This is a genomic window from Rhodopirellula sp. MGV, assembly GCF_002251265.1.
Taxonomy (GTDB): domain Bacteria; phylum Planctomycetota; class Planctomycetia; order Pirellulales; family Pirellulaceae; genus Stieleria; species Stieleria baltica_A.
This window is the reverse complement of record NZ_NPDI01000040.1, coordinates 107,098-126,549: the sequence shown is the minus strand read 5'-3', so window position 1 is coordinate 126,549 and position 19,452 is coordinate 107,098. Positions and strand designations below refer to the sequence as shown.

The 19,452-nt window shown below is 56.5% G+C and carries 10 protein-coding genes; 4 read left to right on the top strand and 6 right to left on the bottom strand.

The genetic code is table 11. The annotated features are described in order from the left end of the window. Nucleotides 1-230 precede the first annotated feature (230 nt). The 3 genes from CGZ80_RS14565 to CGZ80_RS14555 form a co-directional block, all read right to left on the bottom strand. On the bottom strand, nt 231-2,591 hold the full coding sequence (locus CGZ80_RS14565) for a WD40 repeat domain-containing serine/threonine protein kinase (protein WP_094415627.1): 2,361 nt from the start codon (nt 2,589-2,591) through the stop codon (nt 231-233). Next, on the bottom strand, nt 2,588-3,202 hold the full coding sequence (locus tag CGZ80_RS14560) for an RNA polymerase sigma factor (protein ID WP_198953697.1): 615 nt from the start codon (nt 3,200-3,202) through the stop codon (nt 2,588-2,590). Before CGZ80_RS14560 ends, CGZ80_RS14565 begins: the two co-directional genes overlap by 4 nt. A 380-nt stretch (nt 3,203-3,582) precedes the next feature. After that, on the bottom strand, nt 3,583-4,662 hold the full coding sequence (locus CGZ80_RS14555) for a hypothetical protein (protein ID WP_158222696.1): 1,080 nt from the start codon (nt 4,660-4,662) through the stop codon (nt 3,583-3,585). Between the two features lie 269 nt (nt 4,663-4,931). Between CGZ80_RS14555 and CGZ80_RS14550 the strand changes: the two genes are divergently transcribed. Together CGZ80_RS14550 and CGZ80_RS14545 are read left to right on the top strand one after the other, a co-directional pair. After that, nucleotides 4,932-8,222 carry a DUF1553 domain-containing protein gene (locus CGZ80_RS14550; RefSeq protein ID WP_094415621.1) on the top strand — a complete coding sequence of 1,097 codons (3,291 nt, stop codon included), beginning with the start codon at nt 4,932-4,934 and terminating at the stop codon, nt 8,220-8,222. Nucleotides 8,223-8,293: 71 nt separating this feature from the next. Continuing rightward, nucleotides 8,294-9,760 carry a DUF1501 domain-containing protein gene (locus tag CGZ80_RS14545; protein ID WP_094415619.1) on the top strand — a complete coding sequence of 489 codons (1,467 nt, stop codon included), beginning with the start codon at nt 8,294-8,296 and terminating at the stop codon, nt 9,758-9,760. Nucleotides 9,761-9,807: 47 nt separating this feature from the next. On the opposite strand, the gene CGZ80_RS14540 is transcribed toward CGZ80_RS14545, so the two are convergent. Together CGZ80_RS14540 and CGZ80_RS14530 are read right to left on the bottom strand one after the other, a co-directional pair. Beyond that, the gene (locus CGZ80_RS14540; RefSeq protein ID WP_143543933.1) at nt 9,808-12,795 is read right to left on the bottom strand and encodes a CHAT domain-containing protein; all 2,988 of its coding nucleotides are present in this window, start codon (nt 12,793-12,795) and stop codon (nt 9,808-9,810) included. Nucleotides 12,796-13,242: 447 nt separating this feature from the next. Further along, on the bottom strand, nt 13,243-15,555 hold the full coding sequence (locus CGZ80_RS14530; protein ID WP_094415613.1) for a SulP family inorganic anion transporter: 2,313 nt from the start codon (nt 15,553-15,555) through the stop codon (nt 13,243-13,245). 275 nt (nt 15,556-15,830) lie between these two features. Here CGZ80_RS14530 and CGZ80_RS14525 point away from each other — a divergent pair, with 275 nt between their 5' ends. Continuing rightward, entirely contained in the window at nt 15,831-16,451 is a 621-nt protein-coding gene (locus tag CGZ80_RS14525; protein WP_094415611.1) for a PDZ domain-containing protein, read from the top strand. 34 nt (nt 16,452-16,485) lie between these two features. Here the strand turns inward: CGZ80_RS14525 and CGZ80_RS14520 are convergent, their stop codons facing one another. Beyond that, nucleotides 16,486-18,045: a UxaA family hydrolase gene (locus CGZ80_RS14520; RefSeq protein WP_094415650.1), complete on the bottom strand. Its 1,560-nt coding sequence runs from the start codon at nt 18,043-18,045 to the stop codon at nt 16,486-16,488. A gap of 171 nt (nt 18,046-18,216) precedes the next feature. On the opposite strand from CGZ80_RS14520, the gene sucC reads away from it, so the two are divergent. Further along, nucleotides 18,217-19,404, top strand: a complete 1,188-nt coding sequence (gene sucC, locus CGZ80_RS14515) for an ADP-forming succinate--CoA ligase subunit beta (RefSeq protein ID WP_094415609.1) — start codon at nt 18,217-18,219, stop codon at nt 19,402-19,404. The last annotated feature ends 48 nt before the right edge of the window (nt 19,405-19,452 follow it).

Here is a 19,452-nt window from a genome sequence, read left to right as displayed (position 1 = left end):
CACTGACTTCACCAGCAACGCCCAACCAATCGTGCTCAGCGTCAGCGGTGCTCGTGCTCGTGCTCGTCAGCGGATCCCAAGTTCCCAACATCCAGACCGCAGGGAAACCGACGCTAGCGCGATCCGGCTAATGGGTGTAGGTGCTGGACGGAACCGACGCTAGCGCGTATCGGCTAATGGGAGTGGGTGCTGCACTTAACCGGCGCTATTACGTATCGGCTGATAGCGGGTTACTGCTTGTCGATTCCGGTTAGGTTCCAGACCCGGATGGTTCCGTCGCGGCCGCTGGTTGCGATTTGGTAGCGGCCTTTGTCTAGCGACACGTTGTGAACTGCTGACGCGTGACCGCTTAGTGACGAAACCAATTCGTTCGTCGCCAGATCCCAAATGCGGCACTTGCCGTCGTTGCCGGCGACCACGGCATGGGAACCGTCGGCACAGAACGAAACGCTCCAGTTGTCGCCGCCTTTCTCGTCGATCAACTCGTTTTCCAATTCGCCGGTCGCGGTGTTCCACATGAACATCGCTTTGCCCCAGCCCACCGTCGCGAGCAAGTTGTTGGTCGGTGCGAACGCGACGTCATAAATTGGTCCGGGGTGACCATGCATTGTTTGGCGCGTCTCCAACGTTTCGGCATCGTACACGCGGACTTCTTTGTCGCTGCCGACGGTAGCGATCAAACGACCGTCACCCGACCAAGCGACCGAAAAAATCGAGCCCTCTTGGGCGACACTGGCGAGTTCTTCACCGGTATCAACACTCCAAACGTGGACGTTGCCATTGCGGTCGCCGGCAACGATTTTTGAACCGTTTGGCGAAAAGGAAACCTTTCGGACTGACGAACCGGCGTTCCATTCGCGGATCGGTTCCAGGCTGTCCGCGTCCCAGAGTTTTACCAAGCCGTCATCGCCGCTGGTCGCAACCAGTCGACGTTCGGGGTGAAACTGGATCGTCCAGGCGATACCGCGGTGGGCTTCAAAGCTCCGCAAAACCTTTTGGGTATTGATGTCCCACAATCGAACGCTGCCGTCTTCGATGGCTGCCGCGACTCGACCGCCGACGGGATCAAAGTCGACTGACCAAACGGTTCCGGGATTCCCAGCCAATACCGTCGACGGGAAGTTTGCGGACGCAGTGGGGTCGCTCGGTTCGAATCCGCCACTCGCCCAAAGTCCGATTGCCAAAAGCAAGCTGAACACACCGACTGCGCCTGCGGCCCAGGCGGCACGAAGTGTGTTCTTGGAAACCAAGCGGTGGGTGCCGCTTCCGCGAACGCGTTTGGTAGTGGTGGATCCGATCGAAGGAACTTGCAGGGGTGAAAACGGCGCGATCGAAGACACGATTTCGGCGAGCGTCTGTGCGACAAAGGCGGCCGATTCGGGACGGCGATAAGGATTTTTTTCCAGCAGCGCCATGGTCAATTCGGACAGGGCGTTATTAACGGCCGGGTTCAGTTTGTTCGGTGCGGGCGGCGTCTCATCCATGATTCGCTTCATCACACCGACGATCGACGGTGCTTCGAAAGCTGACTTACCGGTCAGCATCTCGTACATGACCGCGCCGAGCGAAAACAAGTCGCTGCGCTCGTCGGTTCCGGCGCCGGTGGCCTGTTCGGGCGACATGTAAAGCGGCGTGCCGGTCACCATGCCCGTTTTGGTCAGGCGAACGTCGTCGGTGGCGCGGGCGAGTCCGAAGTCGGTCAGTTTGACTCGACCGGAGGAGCGTTCCAGCAGGATGTTTGCCGGTTTGATGTCACGGTGGACCATCTCGCGTTCGTGTGCGGCGGCGAGCCCGGCGGCGATTTGCATTGCGATCCGCGCCGCATCCGCTGGTGGCAGCGGTTTGGATTTGGAGAGGTGCTTCTCCAGCGTTTCGCCTTCGATGTATTGCATCACCAAAAACGCGATTCCGCCTTCGTCCTCTTTCGCGACGTTATGCATCGCGACGACGTGTTCATGCGAGATCGCGGCGGCCGCGCGCGCTTCACGGCAGAATCGCTGCCGTGCGACATCGTTCTTGTCGTATTCCGGGTTCAGGACTTTGATCGCGACGGTGCGTTGCAGATGGGTATCGAACGCTTCGAGGACGATGCCCATTCCGCCGCGGCCGATGATGCGAGCGATTTCGAAATGGTTCAGTCGGCCGATGTAGGCAGCATCGTCGGATGGTTTCAAGAACGGCAGCTTGATCGCGGCTGGCGTTTCGATCGTCGGACCGGGATCGGCGTCGGACGTTTGTTCTGAACCGGTGACACGTTTGACTTCGATCGACGTGTCGTGGATCGGTTGGGCGTAGGAATCACTGTCGCTGACGGCTTTGGCAGCGATATCGAACTGCATCGAGATGTTGCTGACCGCTTTCCAGTACGCCGATTCGCTTGGCGGCAAAGCGGTGACTTCTTCGCCGACGAGGGCTTCGATCGGTACGTGGACTTCTTCTTGAAGTTCGCCAATGGCGACTTCCTCGATCACATGCTGGCACTCGGTGCATTGGCCGACGTGCTCCGTCGTCTCTTCGGCGCGTTCGTTAGAAAGCTGACCGTTAACGAGGGCTTCGAGGTCTTTTTTGCAGGGACATGAGCAGCGACTCATACGAAGTCTCCCTCGTCTTGTTGAAGCTTTTTGATTTCGGCACGCAAACGCGCGGTGACACGACTTTTGGCGACATAAATTGCGCCGGTGCTCATGGACAGTTCCTCGGCGGCATCAGCAGCCGAGCGGCCTTCGACAGCCGTGATGCGGAAAGCGGACCAGGTTTTCGGGTCCGAGTTCTCTTCGACGCGTTTCATCGCCGAAGCGGCCAGCGATCGGAGATGCTCCAGTTCCCATTGCTCGGCCAGCTCATTGCGTTCGTCAGCGGCCTGCGACAGTAGTTCCAACTGGGCAGTGTCGTTGGCGGTGTTGCCAGCCGACCTTTTCTGTTTTTCGAAATAGGTGTAAAGACGGTTGCGAGTGATGGTGAATAACCAAGCTCGGAACCCGCCCTTCTCTTTGTCGTATTCCAATTTTCCGATTGCCATCCCTACGCGTCGAAACACGTCCTGAACAATGTCCGCAGCATCGGCATCCTGGAGCCCTCTGCTGCGTACAAACCGGTACAACATCGGGCCGTAATCGCGCAGGAAATCCTCCCACGCTTCGTAATCATTCGCATCACGCAATCGCATCAACAGCGTCGCGCGTGTGACTGGGGAATCGGTCACCCTATAGTCATCTCAGCTCGAGGATCGCGAACTCGGTGAGCCTCATCGGCGCCGCAACGAACCGAGCAAGCGATAACATCGAGATTATACCGACCAATCTAGTCGAGGCACCCCAGGCTTTTGCTGCTTCTATGGATACTCGCCCTCTTGCGAACTCCTTTCACACGCCCCGGCGTTTTTCAGTGTTTTCAACCACGTCCGCCAAAGTGACAGTTAATGGCAGCGATGCAAAGACAAATGGAGGCTTGTCGGTTGCCCAGCTCGCCAGGATTCACAGGGACCCCCAGGTAAATCGCCTCGATCCCGAGTGGAGCGGATCTCGCCATTGACGGCTGGCCTAGCGGATGACCCGAAGGGAAACGTCTTGCCATGCCGCGAAATCAGTTTCTCGGTGGCGAAATCAGCACCCGATGATTTTCAGAATCGGAAACCAGGATGTGGTCGATTCCTTTTGAATCGGTCAGGACGGCGGCCCCGTGCGGCCGCTTCATGGGATGGCCGACCGGCAGTGTCTGGATCGTATTCGCCGCAAAATCGACATAACGCAGCGCATGGTTTTCGGTATCGACGATGACGAGATCACCTCGCGAGTCGACGGCGATCCCCTTGGGACCTCGGAACGTCGCCAATCGGGGATCGGCGCCGTCGCCCTCGTGGCCTTGTTTTCCAGTCCCTGCAACGAGGGTGATTCGATCTGATTCGCGATCGATTTTCCAGACGCTGTTGCCTTCGCGAAGCACCAGCCAAATCGAATCGCCATCAATCGCGAGTGATCGTGGTCCGAAAAGCGATGCCGATTTGAGCGATTGGCCATCCTCTGGCAGTCGTCCCCTGCCATCTCCGCCGACTGTGCGAACAAGGTTGTGGTTTAGGTCGACGTGTCGCAGGCGGTGGTTGCGAGTGTCAGCCACATAGATGCCGCCCATTCCGTCGAGCACAATGCTGTGCGGCTGATCAAACATCGCTTTGGTTGCCGGGCCGTCGTCGCCGGCGAAACCCGATTGCCCCGTGCCGGCGACCGTGGTGACGGTTTGGGTCGCGGCATCGATCCGGCGCACACAATGGTTGAAGGTGTCAGCGACAAACAGGTTGCCATCGTCGTCAGCGCGGATCTCGTGCGGTTTGTTGAACTGTGCTTTCAACGCTGGGCCGCCATCACCGGTATGGCCGGCTGTCCCGGTGCCTGCGTAACGGATCATCGACGTCCCTTCGCGGTCGCATTTCCAGATCGAATGATCATCGACAGTGCTAAAGAAAATCGCGTCCGGAGTGACTTCGATTCCGTAGACATTTCGCAACGCACCAGCAGTGGGGTGTGTCGGTCGCTCGGCAGACGGCGAATCGGTTTTTTCGGTTCCCGCAAAAATAGTCCACTTCGCAGTGGCGTGATTCGGTTGGCCGACGAGTAGGACAGTCTGGAAAGCGATCAGTAGATACGTCGTTCGCATCAGGATGGACATCCGAAAAGGTGGGGGGAAGGGAAGGTGCGGCGTGGGACTCCAGTCTAACGAGACTGTAGGAGGAACAAGAAAACTGTTGTGGTTGATATTCATTCCGAAGCGATCATGAACTAGAATGCAGTTCCCTTCTTGGGTCTTCGTCCATCTGGCGTCACACGTTGCAGATGGACACTCTGTTTCGCAATGAAATATCCCACCGACCTGCGATCCTTTCCCACCGATACAGCTCCGGTTGAGTTCAACCGGCCACTCGATTCAAAGGATTTTCGATGAGACGTTTCGTTCATCGTTGTTTGCGTACGTCTGGTGTGTTCGCATTCGTCGGCTCGACGCTGATTACGTCCAGCGTCGCTCTCTCCAAAGCCGCCGCCGAAGACACCGTTTCACCCACCTCAAGTTCCACTTCTGCGGACGAAAATCGCGTCGACTACAACCGCGATATCCGTCCGATTATGGCCGACTATTGTTTCGCGTGTCATGGCGCTGACGACCATTCACGCGAAGCCGGTTTGCGTTTGGACCAAGCCGAAAGTGCGATCGATTCCGCCGCGATCGTGCCCGGTAATCCAGACGAAAGCGAAATGATCGCGCGGATCATGACCGATGATCCTGATCTGATCATGCCGCCTCCGCACAGTAAAAAAACGATCAGCGAAGAGCAAAAAGCGACGCTGGTCCGCTGGATCAAAGAAGGCGCCGAGTTCCAAAAACACTGGGCCTTCGTGACTCCTGAAATTGAAACGCCATCGGTAACTGCCGATGCCCAATGGCGCAAAAATGAAATCGACGACTATGTCTTTTCAGCTTTGAAACACGCCGGGCTGTCGCCGGTGTCCGAAGCTCAGCCGAGTGTTTTGTTCCGCCGTTTGCACCTGGACATCACCGGCTTACCGCCGTCGCCGAATGATCGTGCCGAATTCGAAAAGGACTACGCACAACGTGGCGATGAGGCCTATAGCGAATGGGTTGATCGCTTGATGAGTCGTCCGACTTGGGGCGAACATCGAGGCCGGTATTGGCTCGACGCCGCACGTTATGGCGACACCCACGGCTTGCACTTCGACAACTATCGCGAGATGTGGCCCTACCGTGACTGGGTCATCGAAGCGTTCAACCGCAACCAGCCATTCGACCAGTTCATCGTCGAACAGATCGCTGGTGACTTGTTGGAAAATCCAACCGAATCACAGTTGGTCGCAACGGGTTTTCAACGTTGCAATATCACAACCAACGAAGGCGGGACGATCGACGAAGAAAACTTGGCACTCTACGCGACCGACCGCGTTCAGACGTTCGGTTGGGTGTTCCTCGGGCTGACCACGAACTGTGCCCAGTGCCACGACCACAAGTTTGATCCGATCACGATGAAGGATTATTACTCGTTGGCCGCGTACTTCCGGAACACGACTCAAGGTGCGAAGGACGGCAACCGCAAAGAAGGCGTTGGCCCGATCTTGTATCTGCCAACCGACGAAGACCGTCCACGTTGGGATGCGTTGCCAAATGAAATTGCGGCCGCGGTTTCCGCTCGCGATCAACATCGCAACGAAACGCTCGCCAACATCGGCAAATGGATCGAATCCGTTTCCCAAGACGATCTGTACTCGAAATTGCCAACCGACAAACTGGCATTTCATCTGCCTTTGGACGAAGGCCAAGGCAATGCGTTGAAGATGAACGGCGAATTGGACGCGACCGTCCAAGTGCCTGGCGGTTTGACTTGGCAATCGTTCGACGGACGTCCTACCGCACCGGTGATCCAAAAAGACGGCACGATTCAACTTGGGCCGATCGGAAAACAAGAATTCGACGAAGCCTTTTCGCTTTCCGCATGGATCCGAGTTCCGCAAAACGGCGGTGCCGGAATCATCGGAAAGATGGACCTCGGCAACAACTATCGAGGCTGGGACCTCTACCGCCAAGGCAATAGCTTGGCGGTTCACCTGATCGATACTTGGCCGGAAAGTGCGATCAAAGCCACGTCAATCGACGCGGTGCTTCGACCGGGCAACTGGCAACACGTCTCGTTCACTTACGATGGTTCGTCACGCTTTGAAGGCGTGAAGATTTACGTCGATGGTAAGGCGGTCGCGCTTCGTGCTGACATGAACTCGGTCAAGCCGAACGCGAGCATGTTGACCGACGTGCCATTCCAAATTGGTTCGCGTTTTGGCGACCCTAGCATGGAAGGTTTGTCAGTTTCCGAACTTCGACTTTATCGCCGCGCATTGTCCGACCGCGAAGTCATGGCCCTCGCCAAGCTGGAATCGGTTGCCGACCAGATTGCACGCCACCAAAACGAATCGGATGCATACACGATCAAAGATCAAGAGCGTGGAGCGATCGATCAATATTACTTCGATGTGATTGATACCGAATACGCCGGTCTGGCTTCCAAAGTTGACCAATTGAATGCCGAAAAGGCGGCAATCCAGTCACGCAGCCCGATCACGCACATCCAGCAGGAAAAAGATACGCCTGCGATGACCCACATCATGCTCCGTGGTCAGTACGATCAATTGGGCGAAGAAGTCGCTGCGGCGACACCGGCGGCGCTGCACCCAATGAAACCCGGCGAACCGAACAACCGTTTGGGACTTGCCCATTGGTTGGTTGATCCGGCGAACCCGTTGACCGCCCGCGTGACCGTGAACCGGTTCTGGCAGCAAGTCTTCGGTACCGGATTGGTCGTCACCAGCGAGGACTTTGGGATGACCGGGGCTTCGCCATCGAACCAGGCTTTGTTGGATTTCCTGGCAGTCGACTTTGCCAACCATGGCTGGGATGTCAAACGGTTCTACAAACAACTCTTTGAAAGTGCGACGTATCGTCAAGCCGCGATCACGACCGAAGAGAGCTTGGAACAGGACCCCAACAACGCGTTGATTTCACGCGGTCCGAAATTCCGCATGGATGCCGAAATGGTGCGAGACGCGGCGCTGAAAAGTGCCAAGTTACTATCGCCAAGAATGTTCGGTCCGGGCGTGAAGCCTTACCAACCATCCGACATTTGGAGCATCGTCGGTTTGCCGGAAAGCAATACCCGGCGATATGAAGAAGGCAAGGACGCGGACCTCTATCGGCGAACCGTTTACAGTTTCTGGAAACGGATGGCGCCGCCGCCCAACATGGAAGCGTTCAACGCGCCAAGTCGCGAGTTTTGTGTGGTCCGCCGCGAGCGAACCAACACGCCACTGCAAGCCTTGGTGACGCTGAATGATCCGCAGTTTGTCGAAGCGGCTCGAAAGTTGGCACAGGACGCGTTGCGTTGCGATGCCGGCCAAGAATCAGAGTCGGGCGAAGTTGCGGATGATGAAACGGCGATTCGCTATGCGACCGAGTTGGTCCTTTGTCGGGAAATCACCGAGGAAGAACTGACAATCATCCGGCGTAGCTTGGATGAGTATCGTGCGTACTATGAATCGAACCCTGAAGACGCGGGCAAGCTGATCGAAATCGGCGAAAGCCCGACTGATAAAGAGCTGCCAGCGACCGAGCTGGCAGCTTGGACCTTGCTTTGCAACCAGATCATGAATCTGGACGAAGTGCTTTGTAAGTAGTTCCCCGCATCAGTCATTGACCCTCGCGTCACGTCATTCTCCGCCCGCAACTTTCAGAACTGAGTCAATTCATGGATTCCAATCACCCCGCTTTTTTGTCTCGCCGTCACTTTTTCACCTCCGGTCGCAACCTGCTAGGTGGAGCGGCAATGATGTCGCTGATGGGCGACGCGTTTTCCGGCCAAGCCGCGATGGCAAGTGAACTGGTCGGTCATCCCGGTGCCGTACCAACGCACTTTCCTCCGACCGCCAAACGTGTGATTTATTTGCACATGGTCGGTGGGCCGTCACAGATGGACTTGTTCGATTACAAGCCCCAGATGAACGAGTGGTACGACAAAGACCTGCCCGAGTCGATCCGCAATGGTCAACGTTTGACGACGATGACCAGTGGGCAATCGCGGTTCCCGATTTCGCCTTCGAAGTACAAGTTCACCCAGTCCGGTGAGTGCGGTATGTGGCTCAACCAAGAGTTGCTGCCCAACTTGGCCAAGAAAGCGGACGAGATCTGTTGGATGCGATCGTTGCATACCGAAGCGATCAACCATGAACCCGCAATTGCGGCGATGCAAACCGGTAACCAAGTTGCCGGGCGGCCTTGCTTAGGTTCTTGGGCGTCGTACGGTCTGGGCTCGATGAACGAGAATTTGCCGGCCTTCGTCGTCTTGGTCGCGATCCCAACCAACCGCGAACAGGAACAAGCGATTTCCGCTCGTCTGTGGCACTCGGGCTATTTGCCAGGTGAGCACGCGGGCGTTTCATTCCGAAGTTCTGGCGACCCGATTCTTTACATCAACAACCCGCCAGGCGTTCCGGACAAGCTTCGGAAACGATCGATCGAGCAACTGAACGAATTGAATCAGTTGAACTTCAATCGGTACCACGACCCTGACACGGCAACGCGAATTCGCCAGTATGAAATGGCGTACAAGATGCAAGCGAGTGTTCCGGAACTGACTGACATTGCGAGTGAGTCGCAGCACACATTTGAGCTTTATGGCGAGGCCGCGAAGAAGCCCGGGACGTTTGCGAACTCGGTTTTGATGGCCCGTCGATTAGCCGAACGTGGCGTCCGCTTCATCCAGGTGTATCACAACAACTGGGACCATCACGGTAACTTGGCAGGGCGTTTGCCAAGCCAGTGCAAAGACGTCGACCAGCCCTGCCATGCGTTGCTGGAAGACCTCCGTCAACGCGGCATGCTGGATGACACCTTGGTCATCTGGGGCGGCGAGTTTGGTCGCACAATTTACTCGCAAGGCCAACTTTCACGCGATAACTATGGTCGTGACCACCACCCACGCTGCTTCAGCATGTGGATGGCTGGTGGCGGTGCAAAGGGTGGAACGATCTACGGCGAAACTGACGAGTTCAGTTACAACATCGTCAAAGATCCGATTCACATTCGCGATTTCCACGCCACGGTATTGCACCTGTTGGGCTTCGACCATGAACGGTTTACCTACCGTTACCAAGGGCTGGATCAAAAACTGACCGGCGTCGAACCGGCACACGTGATCAAACCGCTGATCGCATAAGTGATCGGTCGCAATCGCCCGCTGCTGTGACTCAATCCAGCTGTGACTCAGTCCAGCAGCGGTGACGCGTGTAGGTAGCCGGACCAGAAAAACGGCTCGTTGCCAGTCAATGTGCTGCGTTCGAGGTCGGCTTTACTGAGCGTCGGTTCTGCACTTGGGTTCAGCTCCGTCCGGCGTAAGACGTTCTTCGAGCGTTCGAATGCTTCCGTTGGTGTCAGGAAGCCCAGTTCTTGGGAGTATTCACGCAGCAATGTTGCGGTGGAGATTCCTCCGACAGCCCAGCGGCTCAGTGTGACGTCGCGAACACCGCTGTATTGCAGTGACATTAGCATCATGGCGATTTCGTTCCCGGAGACTTGCTGTGGCGTCTCCAGGTTTGAACGGAAACCGGCAAGGAACAGACTTGATGGCGTGGGGGCGGCAGTGCGGAGCCAGTCACCAACGTGTCCGTACAGCATGGATGCTTCGTATCCGGCAAGCGGCGTTTGCAACAGCGAAGCGCCGTTAGGAATGGTCGTATCGGCAACGATTAAGTGCGACGCGATCAGGCCGCTGCGACTTGTCGGGATCGACGCTTCCTTTGGTAAGCGTACGGTACCGGCTGTTGCCGCATCCGCGATCGATTGAGTCAGTTCCTCGTTCAAGTCGACCTCGCGTGGTGCAAAGATTTTGCCACCGGCGAGTGCGATTTTGCCTTGTGTCGATTTCGCCGCGGTGGGGTACATCGCGAGCGCCGGCGTCGCGGCGTACGTGACCTGCACTTCGTCGCCAAGCAGAGTTGACGCTTCGTCATCGATCGGCAGCAATTCGAAGGGCAGATACCAGAGTAGTCCATCCGGGATGATGACCAGTCGTTTGATCCCGTTCAGTCGGTCTTCGACCAGTGGCGCCGACCCAACTGGGATCATCCGATCACGAAGTTCGATCGCGTCTTTCCGCCAGGACTCGTCGTCGGGCAACCGGGCACCTCGGCTTTGCGATGCACCGATTCCACGCATTACCTTGGCGACGTCTGCAGCGACTCTGGTACTGCCTTTGATTGACCAATAGTTCGATTTTGCTTTGGTGCACAGCACTGCGTGAAAGACAGTGTTGTCCTGGACGAAGGCTAAGATCGCGACGTCGGGTGGCAATTCGGCGAGCGGTTGTTTTTGATCCATGCCGTGTGGGACGACACGCGGTGTTACATAGCGATCGAGCGAGATTTGCCAAGCTTCGGATTCGGCAGCTTGCAATTTCGGGGTGATCGTCGTTGGTGGCACCCCACCGGCGCCGTCGGCGATCGCTTTCGTCGCGGCACGGAGATCACGGATCGATTTTGGCGCCGTATTGCGGAATGCGACGACATCCTTTTCGACCAGTTCATCGGGCAAGCGGGCGAGCGAGCGAACTTGATGCACTCGGCCTCCCAATGCGAGTTGGCTTTCCAGGCGACCAGTCAGCAGGTCTTCCATGCGAAGCAAAACGTCCAATGCGCTTTCACGAGCGGCGACGGTTCGAAGGCGTGCCAACCGTAATGCTTCCGGGTTGCCGATATGACCGGCGATGGCATCAACCGGGTCGCGTCGCCAGACGTCGGCGGTCGGTGCGCTGCAGTAGCGCTTTAGCAATAGGTCCAGCGATTGGGTGTCCATGTTGCTGCCGAGCGCGACGCGGACACGTTGCAGTTGGTACAGTCGCGGCATGGTGATCAGGTTGCGACGTCGCAAACGCGTGTTGGTCGCAAAGTTGATCAGCTGGCCGACCGGTTCTTCCCACGGACGAACGATGGTTTTGCCGTCCGCGATGATTCCATTTCGGGCGGCCAATCGGGCCGCGATGTAAAACCCATAAGCGTCCAATCTCGGTTGGGCCACGTCGCGTCGAACAGCGATCGCCTTCGCTTCGGCCAGTCGGGCGTTAGCACTCGTCACATCACCCGCGGTGATTGCGGCATCTGCGGCAGCCAGAAGGCTATGGAGGGCGGCAAGACGCGATTTGCGGATCAAGTTTGCAGCTGCGACCTGGGCAGATTGTTGGACCAACACCGCATTCGATTCATCGGCGCAACCGGCGGCCAATTGGAGTGCTTCGCCAATCAATTCGAAGTACCCAAGCGCAGCGGCTTGGTTGACAACTTGGATACAGATTGGCACCGCCGCGGCTGGTTTGTCGGTGTCTGCGATTGCCGATGCCGCGCACAAGCCGACGATGGGTGCGAGGGAGTGGACCCGGCCCATTTCGTTGGTGACTTTGGTCGCGTCGCTGATCGTGCGTTCGTCCTCCATCGCGCCGAAACGTTCAGCCGCTCGCATGCAACCGATCAAGTTCATCGCGATCGGTACGTTCAGCCCGGCAGGATACTTGGTGCTGTCGATCACCTGAGTCGCCAGGGTATCGTTTTCGGCCAAGGGGCCGAGAATGATCCGGCGTCGATACGATGCCAAAGCCAAGCCGCGCATGACTTCGACCATATCGATCGTTTTGATGTTCAGTTCTTCGATGACGCCGGGCTTTTGGAAGGTTTGCTCAGTCAGCTGTTCACCGGAGTAATACTTGACCGAACGGGCGAGCGGCGCGAGGTTGACCGCTTTGGCATCGGGCCAAAGGTACTGCGGCGTCGCCTGGACGGATTGACCCTGCAAAACCTCCGTCCAAACGGGGCGAGCCAGCCAACGTTGGGCGCGATACCGAATCGCGATTTTGAGCGCCATATCGACACTCGCCATCGCCCCTTCCAAGTCACCCATGTAATACTGTGCTTCGGCCATCATCGCATACACGGGAATGGCATCGATCCAGTGCCCGTTGATATCGCGGCGTGTACGACCAATTGCAAAATCAAACGCATCGACAGCCGCTTCCAAATCGCCGGTGCGATAGATTTCCAACGCGGCGTAGTACTGCGGCGAAGGGTAAGAAACGCCGGTCGGTTCGATGCCCATGCTGGGGCCCAGCCCGGCACCCTGGCCAAAACTGATACTCGGGACAGCAGCAATCGTGACGATCCAAGCGATCATTCCGAGGGCGAATTGTCGGCAGGTTTTGCTAGTCACTGTGTTTCCAATCACTTTGTGAGGTTTCCAATCACTCTGTGCGGCTTTGTCTTTCGCATCGGCCCAAGCTCAAGTCACGAAGATGCGTCCAACGCGACACCGTTGAACTTGAAGCATGTTGAACGGCAAACGTTCGGCCATTCAATTGATGAAAAATACATCCCCGTTTGGGAATCGCGAAACGATAAGTGGCGTCATCGGAGATGGAAGACGCAACGACGTTACTGAATGGAGGTCGCCAACGAAACGGAACCAAGCCGATTTAACGTCCCGGACAACGTTTTGAAATGCGACAACGTTTCTGTAACACAAGGAATAGAAAAGGCGAACGATAAGGTTCGAACCTTCATTCTAGGCCATTGTTAGCAGCATAGCAAAGAAACTAGCCCCCTCATTTGGCTGGCAATACATGCTGGTGATCAACTGTGCCGTTTATCTGATCGCTTCTTAACGCGTCAGTTTTTCACGACTCCAGGATTCTTCTTCGAAAAAATCGATCTTGCCGCTGGCAATGTCATAGACCGCCCCGACAACGCGAACATTTCCTTCGACAACCGCCGCCGCGATCGCATCGCTGCGACGTAGGATCTGTTCCGTCGCCATCAAGACATTGCGTTTGACAACTTCATCGACAAAGGCATCACGCTGCGATTCTGGCATTGCTAGCGATTGACGGCATTCTTCTTCGGTCACGCAGGTCGCGACTTCATCGACGATCGCCCCCAGATGCCCACACCCGGTCGCCTCGGCAACATCGACACCGCGTCCGACCAGTTCAATACTGCTCGTGACGGCGCCACAGCGAGTGTGTCCGAGTACCAACACCAATTTGACTCCGCTGACGGCCACGGCATATTCCAAACTGGCGATCGTTTTGGTTCCAACGATATTTCCCGCCACGCGAATGCTAAACACGTCGCCGATCCCTTGGTCGAGGATCAACTCCACAGGCACACGAGAGTCGATGCAGCTAAGCACCGCCGCGAAAGGATTTTGGTCCAGTCGTGTCGCATTGATTTGGCGACCAAGATCGCGAGTCAATCGCTGCCCTGTATGAAACCGTGCGTTACCTTCGCGAAGCATCATCAAAACTTGTTCGGGGCTGATGCGTTCTTTCAGTTGTCGTGTTGCGTAGTCGGCGAATAGCACTTCGTCACGTAACTTGTATTTTTCGCGAAAACCACGAAGCGAAACCTTAATGCCGCGCGCCGGTGCGGTCGCCGATTTGAATTCACGGATCATGCTCAGCACGTCCGGATCGATGTAGTCGGAATGCGTCGCGTCGATCAATAAGTTGCTGTTGGGTTTGGCATCGGAGAACAGCTTGTCGAGCGCACCGCGATTCAAAAAACTGACTTGAGGGGCAAGCTCGATATAGGTCACTTCGCCGTCCAAATGCGATTCGATCACACGTCGAAGCGGGTGGCGCAAGTTGCTGTTGAGGATGAATAACGCACTGGTCGTTAAACCGATCAGGATACCGATCAATAGGTCTGAAAATACGATCGCAACAAGCGTGATGATAAAGGGCAAGAACTGGTAGCGACCTTCGCTCCACATCTGTCGAAACAACGACGGACTGGCCAACTTGAAACCGGTGACCAAGAGGATCGCCGCGAGGGCAGACAGCGGAATCAAATTCAAGTACTGCGGGATCAACACTACGCTGAGCACAAGCAGCGTTCCGTGAAAAATCGTGCTGACCTTGGTTTTGGCACCGATCCCGACGTTCACGCTGCCACGCACAATCACACTCGTCACCGGTAGCCCACCAAGCATTCCCGAGACAATGTTGCCCGCACCTTGTGCGAGTAGTTCGCGGTTGGCCGGAGAACGGCGACGTAGCGGATCCAACTTGTCGACCGCTTCGAGGTTCAGTAGCGTTTCTAAAGAAGCAACAATCGCGATCGTTACTGCGGCTCCATAGACGGCTGGATTGAGCAGCGAGGCAAAGTCAGGAAATGTCAAGAAACCTGATAGGTCACCAAGTGATGTGGCGACGGGAATCTGGACCAAGTGATCTGACCCGATCGCCCAGTTGCCACCTAGCGAAAGAAAGAACAGGTGCAATGAAACTCCGAATAGCACCGCTGCCAGTGGGCCTGGCACGATGGACTTGCGGAGCGGTTCGACGCGCTGCCAAAGCACCAGCAATCCGACCGACAACATTCCAACCGCTGCGGCGCCGAGGTGAAAATCGTCCAGCACCGAAATCAATTCACTGAATGTGTTCTCACGGTCCGGTTGTTCGAACGACATATCGCCTTCGGGGTCGCGGTCATGTCCGACCACGTGCGGGATCTGTTTCAAAATCAGGATCACCCCAATCGCAGCCAGCAGTCCCTTGATCACGCTTGACGGAAAGAACGCCGAGAGCGCGCCGGCTTTCATTGCGCCCATTCCCAACTGCAAGATGCCAGCGATAACCACTGCCAGCAAAAATGCTGGCACCGTGCCGCACTTTTCGACTTGAGTGATGACGATCGCGGTCAGGCCAGCCGCCGGCCCGCTGACACTGGTATGTGACCCGCTGATCGATCCGACCACGATTCCGCCGACTATGCCTGCGATCAGACCGCTCATCAAAGACAACGCCCCCGGTTCGCCAGTCGCACCCGATGCCAGTGCAATCCCCAAGCACAGCGGCAGCGCAACCAGGGAAACGACGAGCCCACCACGGAGGTCAGCAAGCAGCGTTCCGGAAGAGAATGGCGTTGGCGGCAAAGCGACTGCTGCCGAATCGTCAACTGATGCACACATCTTCACACACCGATAAACCGAGTGAATTGGACAGCGACATCATAGTGTTTCTTCTCGAGCTTTGTCCGGTTGGGGGGCGAAGGGCGTCACCGGATCGCCCGGCCCGATCAATTGGCGTTCAATTTCCCCGTCCAGCAAGACGCAAATTCAGATCGGTACAGCGTTTGCATCCTCTCGAACGCGATTTATATCAGCCCGAGAGCGATCTGACGGAAAGCAAACTGAAACCGAACGATCTGCTTACCATCATCTAACTTTTGTCTGAGGTCCTCACCATGACGCTTTCACCGCGACGAATCTTTGCCTTGCCCGTGATCGCTTTGCTCTGCTTCACAAGCAACTCCTCGGCACAGAACACCGCTTATCCAGGAACGACTCGGGAGGTGGTTATCACTCCGGCGGGAGACATCGTTGTTGCGCTCGACGCGATTGAAAAAGATCTCGACAGACTTCAACGAGAACCCGTTGCCGCGAGTACGATCAACGGACGGCCGGTATTAGGAGTCGTGGTGGAGGATTCGCCGCTCGGCGTCGAAGTCGTTTCGGTGGTCGAAGGCAGCGCCGCGGCTCTTGCGGGCCTGATGCAGGGTGACAAAATCATCGAGATCGATCAGTTCGAAATCGAGCTGCCGACGGATATGAAGCGGGCTGTCGAAATTCATCCGACAGGAAAAAAGATGCGGCTCAAATGGATCCGTCACAATCGTGAAATGGATCATGAAATTGTCTTTGTCGCACCTGCGATCGAAGATGTCGTCGAAAGGCCTGCGGTTGTGCAAATGCATCATGACGAATTGCACCACGAGATCGCCGAACTGCGTCAGCAAGTCCGTGTGTTAACACAAGCCGTCAAAGCACTCGCGATGCTTCAGCAACAGAACGCGGTGATTCAATAGGACGCTGTACCGAGGAGCGTTTAATGCTCGTGTCCTACAGGACTGGGCCGACGGTCCATGGCACGAATTCGTGATCGCCAAAACCATTGCGCTCGCTAGCGGTTGTTTCGCCGCTCGCAACCCGCAACGCGAATTCAAAAAATTCGTCGCCGAGTTCTTGAATCGACTTCCCAGCGACGGCTTCACCGGCATTCAGATCCATGTCGTCACGCATGTTTTCAAACAGTTCGCTGTTCGATGCGATCTTGATGACGGGCGTTGGCTTGCACCCAAAGCAGCTTCCGCGACCGGTGGAGAAAAGAATCAGGTTCGCACCCCCGGCAACCTTTCCGGTCACGCTGGATGGGTCGAACCCTGGTGAATCCATGACGACCAACCCAGGCGTGTTGACTCTCTCGGCGTAGTCATAGACTGCTTCGAGCGTTGTACTGCCGCTCTTCGAAACGGCCCCCAGTGATTTTTCGGTGATCGTGGTCAAGCCACCTGCTTTGTTGCCGACTGATGGGTTGTTGTCCAACCGTCCGCCATAGAAGGCGACATAGTCTTGCCACCAACGGATCAAGTCGACCAATTTTTGACCAACTTCAGGCGAACGGCTGCGGTCGCAGAGCAAATGTTCTGCGCCGTACAGTTCAGTGGTTTCCGAGATGATCGAGGTCCCACCACAGGCAACGACACGGTCGGAAACCGCCCCGATTGCCGGGTTTGCCGTGATTCCGCTGTACCCGTCGCTGCCCCCACACTCGACACCGATCATCAAGTGCGACGCATCGACGGTGGTGCGCCGGACCTCGTTGGCTTGGTCGAGTAGTTGTTCGACCAGGCGTTCGGCCCGGTCGATCGTCACCGCCGAGCCGCCTTCGGTTTGCATCGTCAACACCGGAACACGTTGGTCGCGCGTCAGCGTTGTTCCGTCAGGCGCGTGAAGCGGAACGACGCCATGATGTTCTGCTAAGTACCCGGTCGTGTTTTGTTCACAGCCCAGCCCGATGATCAAGCGACCGCCTACGTTGGGATGTTGAGCATAACCCGCCACCGCTGTTGCAATCATTTGATGTTTGCGACCACCAAGTGCGAGTGCACAACCGGTGGTATGCGTCGCGGCAAAGACGCCATCGACGTTTGGCCAGCGTTTCATCCGATCGGGATCGAAACGTTGCACAACTTTATGACAGACGGTTGCGCTGCAGTTCACTGTCGACAACACGGCGACGTAATTGCGAGTTCCGACTCTGCCATCAGGACGTACGAAGCCTTCGAAAGTCCGGCGGAGGGGAGTCGGTGCTGGTGGTGGCGAGGTTTCGGTGACCTTCTCAGTTACGTCGTGATGGTCCACCAAGTTATGGCTGTGGACGTGGCTGCCAGCGGCGATTGTGGTGCTGGACTTGCCGATCGGTTGGCCGTATTTAAGCACCGGCGTGTGGACGGGAATTTCGCAAACGGAAACTTTATGACCACGTGGGATAATCGATTGTGTTCGAAAATGATGTGACCCAAGACTGACATCGGTGCCAGCGGAGAGATCGGCAACAGCGATTGCGACATTGTCGCTTTCGTGCAGCAGGATCAAGTTGGGAGGGGTGTGGGGAGCCATTTCGATTCGGGAGGCGGGATGATTGGCGAAAAGGGGCGTGTCACCTCGGTCCCGTGTGGTTCCGATCGCCACGCGCTAGGCTTATATTCCCGCAATTGGTGCCTTCATGCCAGGGCGCCACAATCCAAGAGTTCAATCTCATAGCGACCCACCAACGCGATCGGACGACCGATGAAAATCCACGAATTCCAGGGCAAGGAACTGTTTCGAAAAGCCGGGGTGCCGGTTCTGGAGGGCATCGTCGCCAAGACGCCCGAAGAAGCGGCCCAGGCCTACGACAAGCTCGGCGGCAAAATTGCCGTGGTCAAATCTCAAATCCATGCCGGCGGCCGAGGAAAAGGCACCGTCATCGATAACCCCAAGCAACACGGCGTCGTGCTGTGCAAAAGCGCCGACGAAGCTCGTGCGGCCGCCGAAGGATTGCTGGGGAAAAAGCTGGTCACGATCCAAACCGGTCCCGAAGGCCAAACGGTCAACCAAGTCTTCGTCGAAGCAGGCTGCGACATCGCACGCGAATTGTACCTGGGTATTGTCCTGGACCGCGGCGACAAGAAACCTGTCTTGATGGTCAGCACCGAAGGCGGGATGGAGATCGAAACGGTCGCCGAAGAAACCCCCGAACTGATTTTCAAAGAGCACTTCGACCCACACGTCGGCTTGGAGCCTTACCAAGTCCGCAAGCTTTGCAAGAAGCTAGGCATCACTGGCGCGGCTGCCAAAGCGGCGTCACGCTTTATGCCCGCCATGTGCCGTTTCTATGTCGACTATGACTGCGAGATGGCCGAGATCAACCCGCTGGTGATCACCGGCGATGATCAAATGGTCGCCCTGGACGCCAAGATCACCTTCGATAACAACGCACTGTACCGTCACCCAGAACTCGCCGAGTTCCGTGACTTGAGCGAAGAAGAGCCCAGCGAAGTTCGTGCGACCGACGCCGGACTGAGCTACGTCAAACTGGAAGGCAACATCGGCTGCTTGGTCAACGGTGCCGGCTTGGCGATGTCGACGATGGACATCATCAAGTACCACGGCGGCCAGCCAGCGAACTTCTTGGACGTCGGCGGAAGTGCCAACGAAGAGCAAGTGACTGAAGCGTTCCGCATCCTCTTGTCGGACCCCAACGTCAAAGGCGTCTTGGTCAATATCTTTGGCGGGATCGCTCGCTGCACCACGATCGCGGCTGCCGTGATCGCGGCCAGCAAAACGGTCGGATTTAAAGTGCCGTTGGTCGTTCGACTCGAAGGCACCGAAGTTGAAGAGGGACGAAAGATGCTCGCCGAAAGTGACGTCGACATCATTACCGCGAGTGACATCACCGATGCCGCTCAGAAAATTGTGGCAGCGACCGGGGTGTAATCCTTCCCGCGGTCCTCTGGTTTATGACAACGACAATACACACTTCGC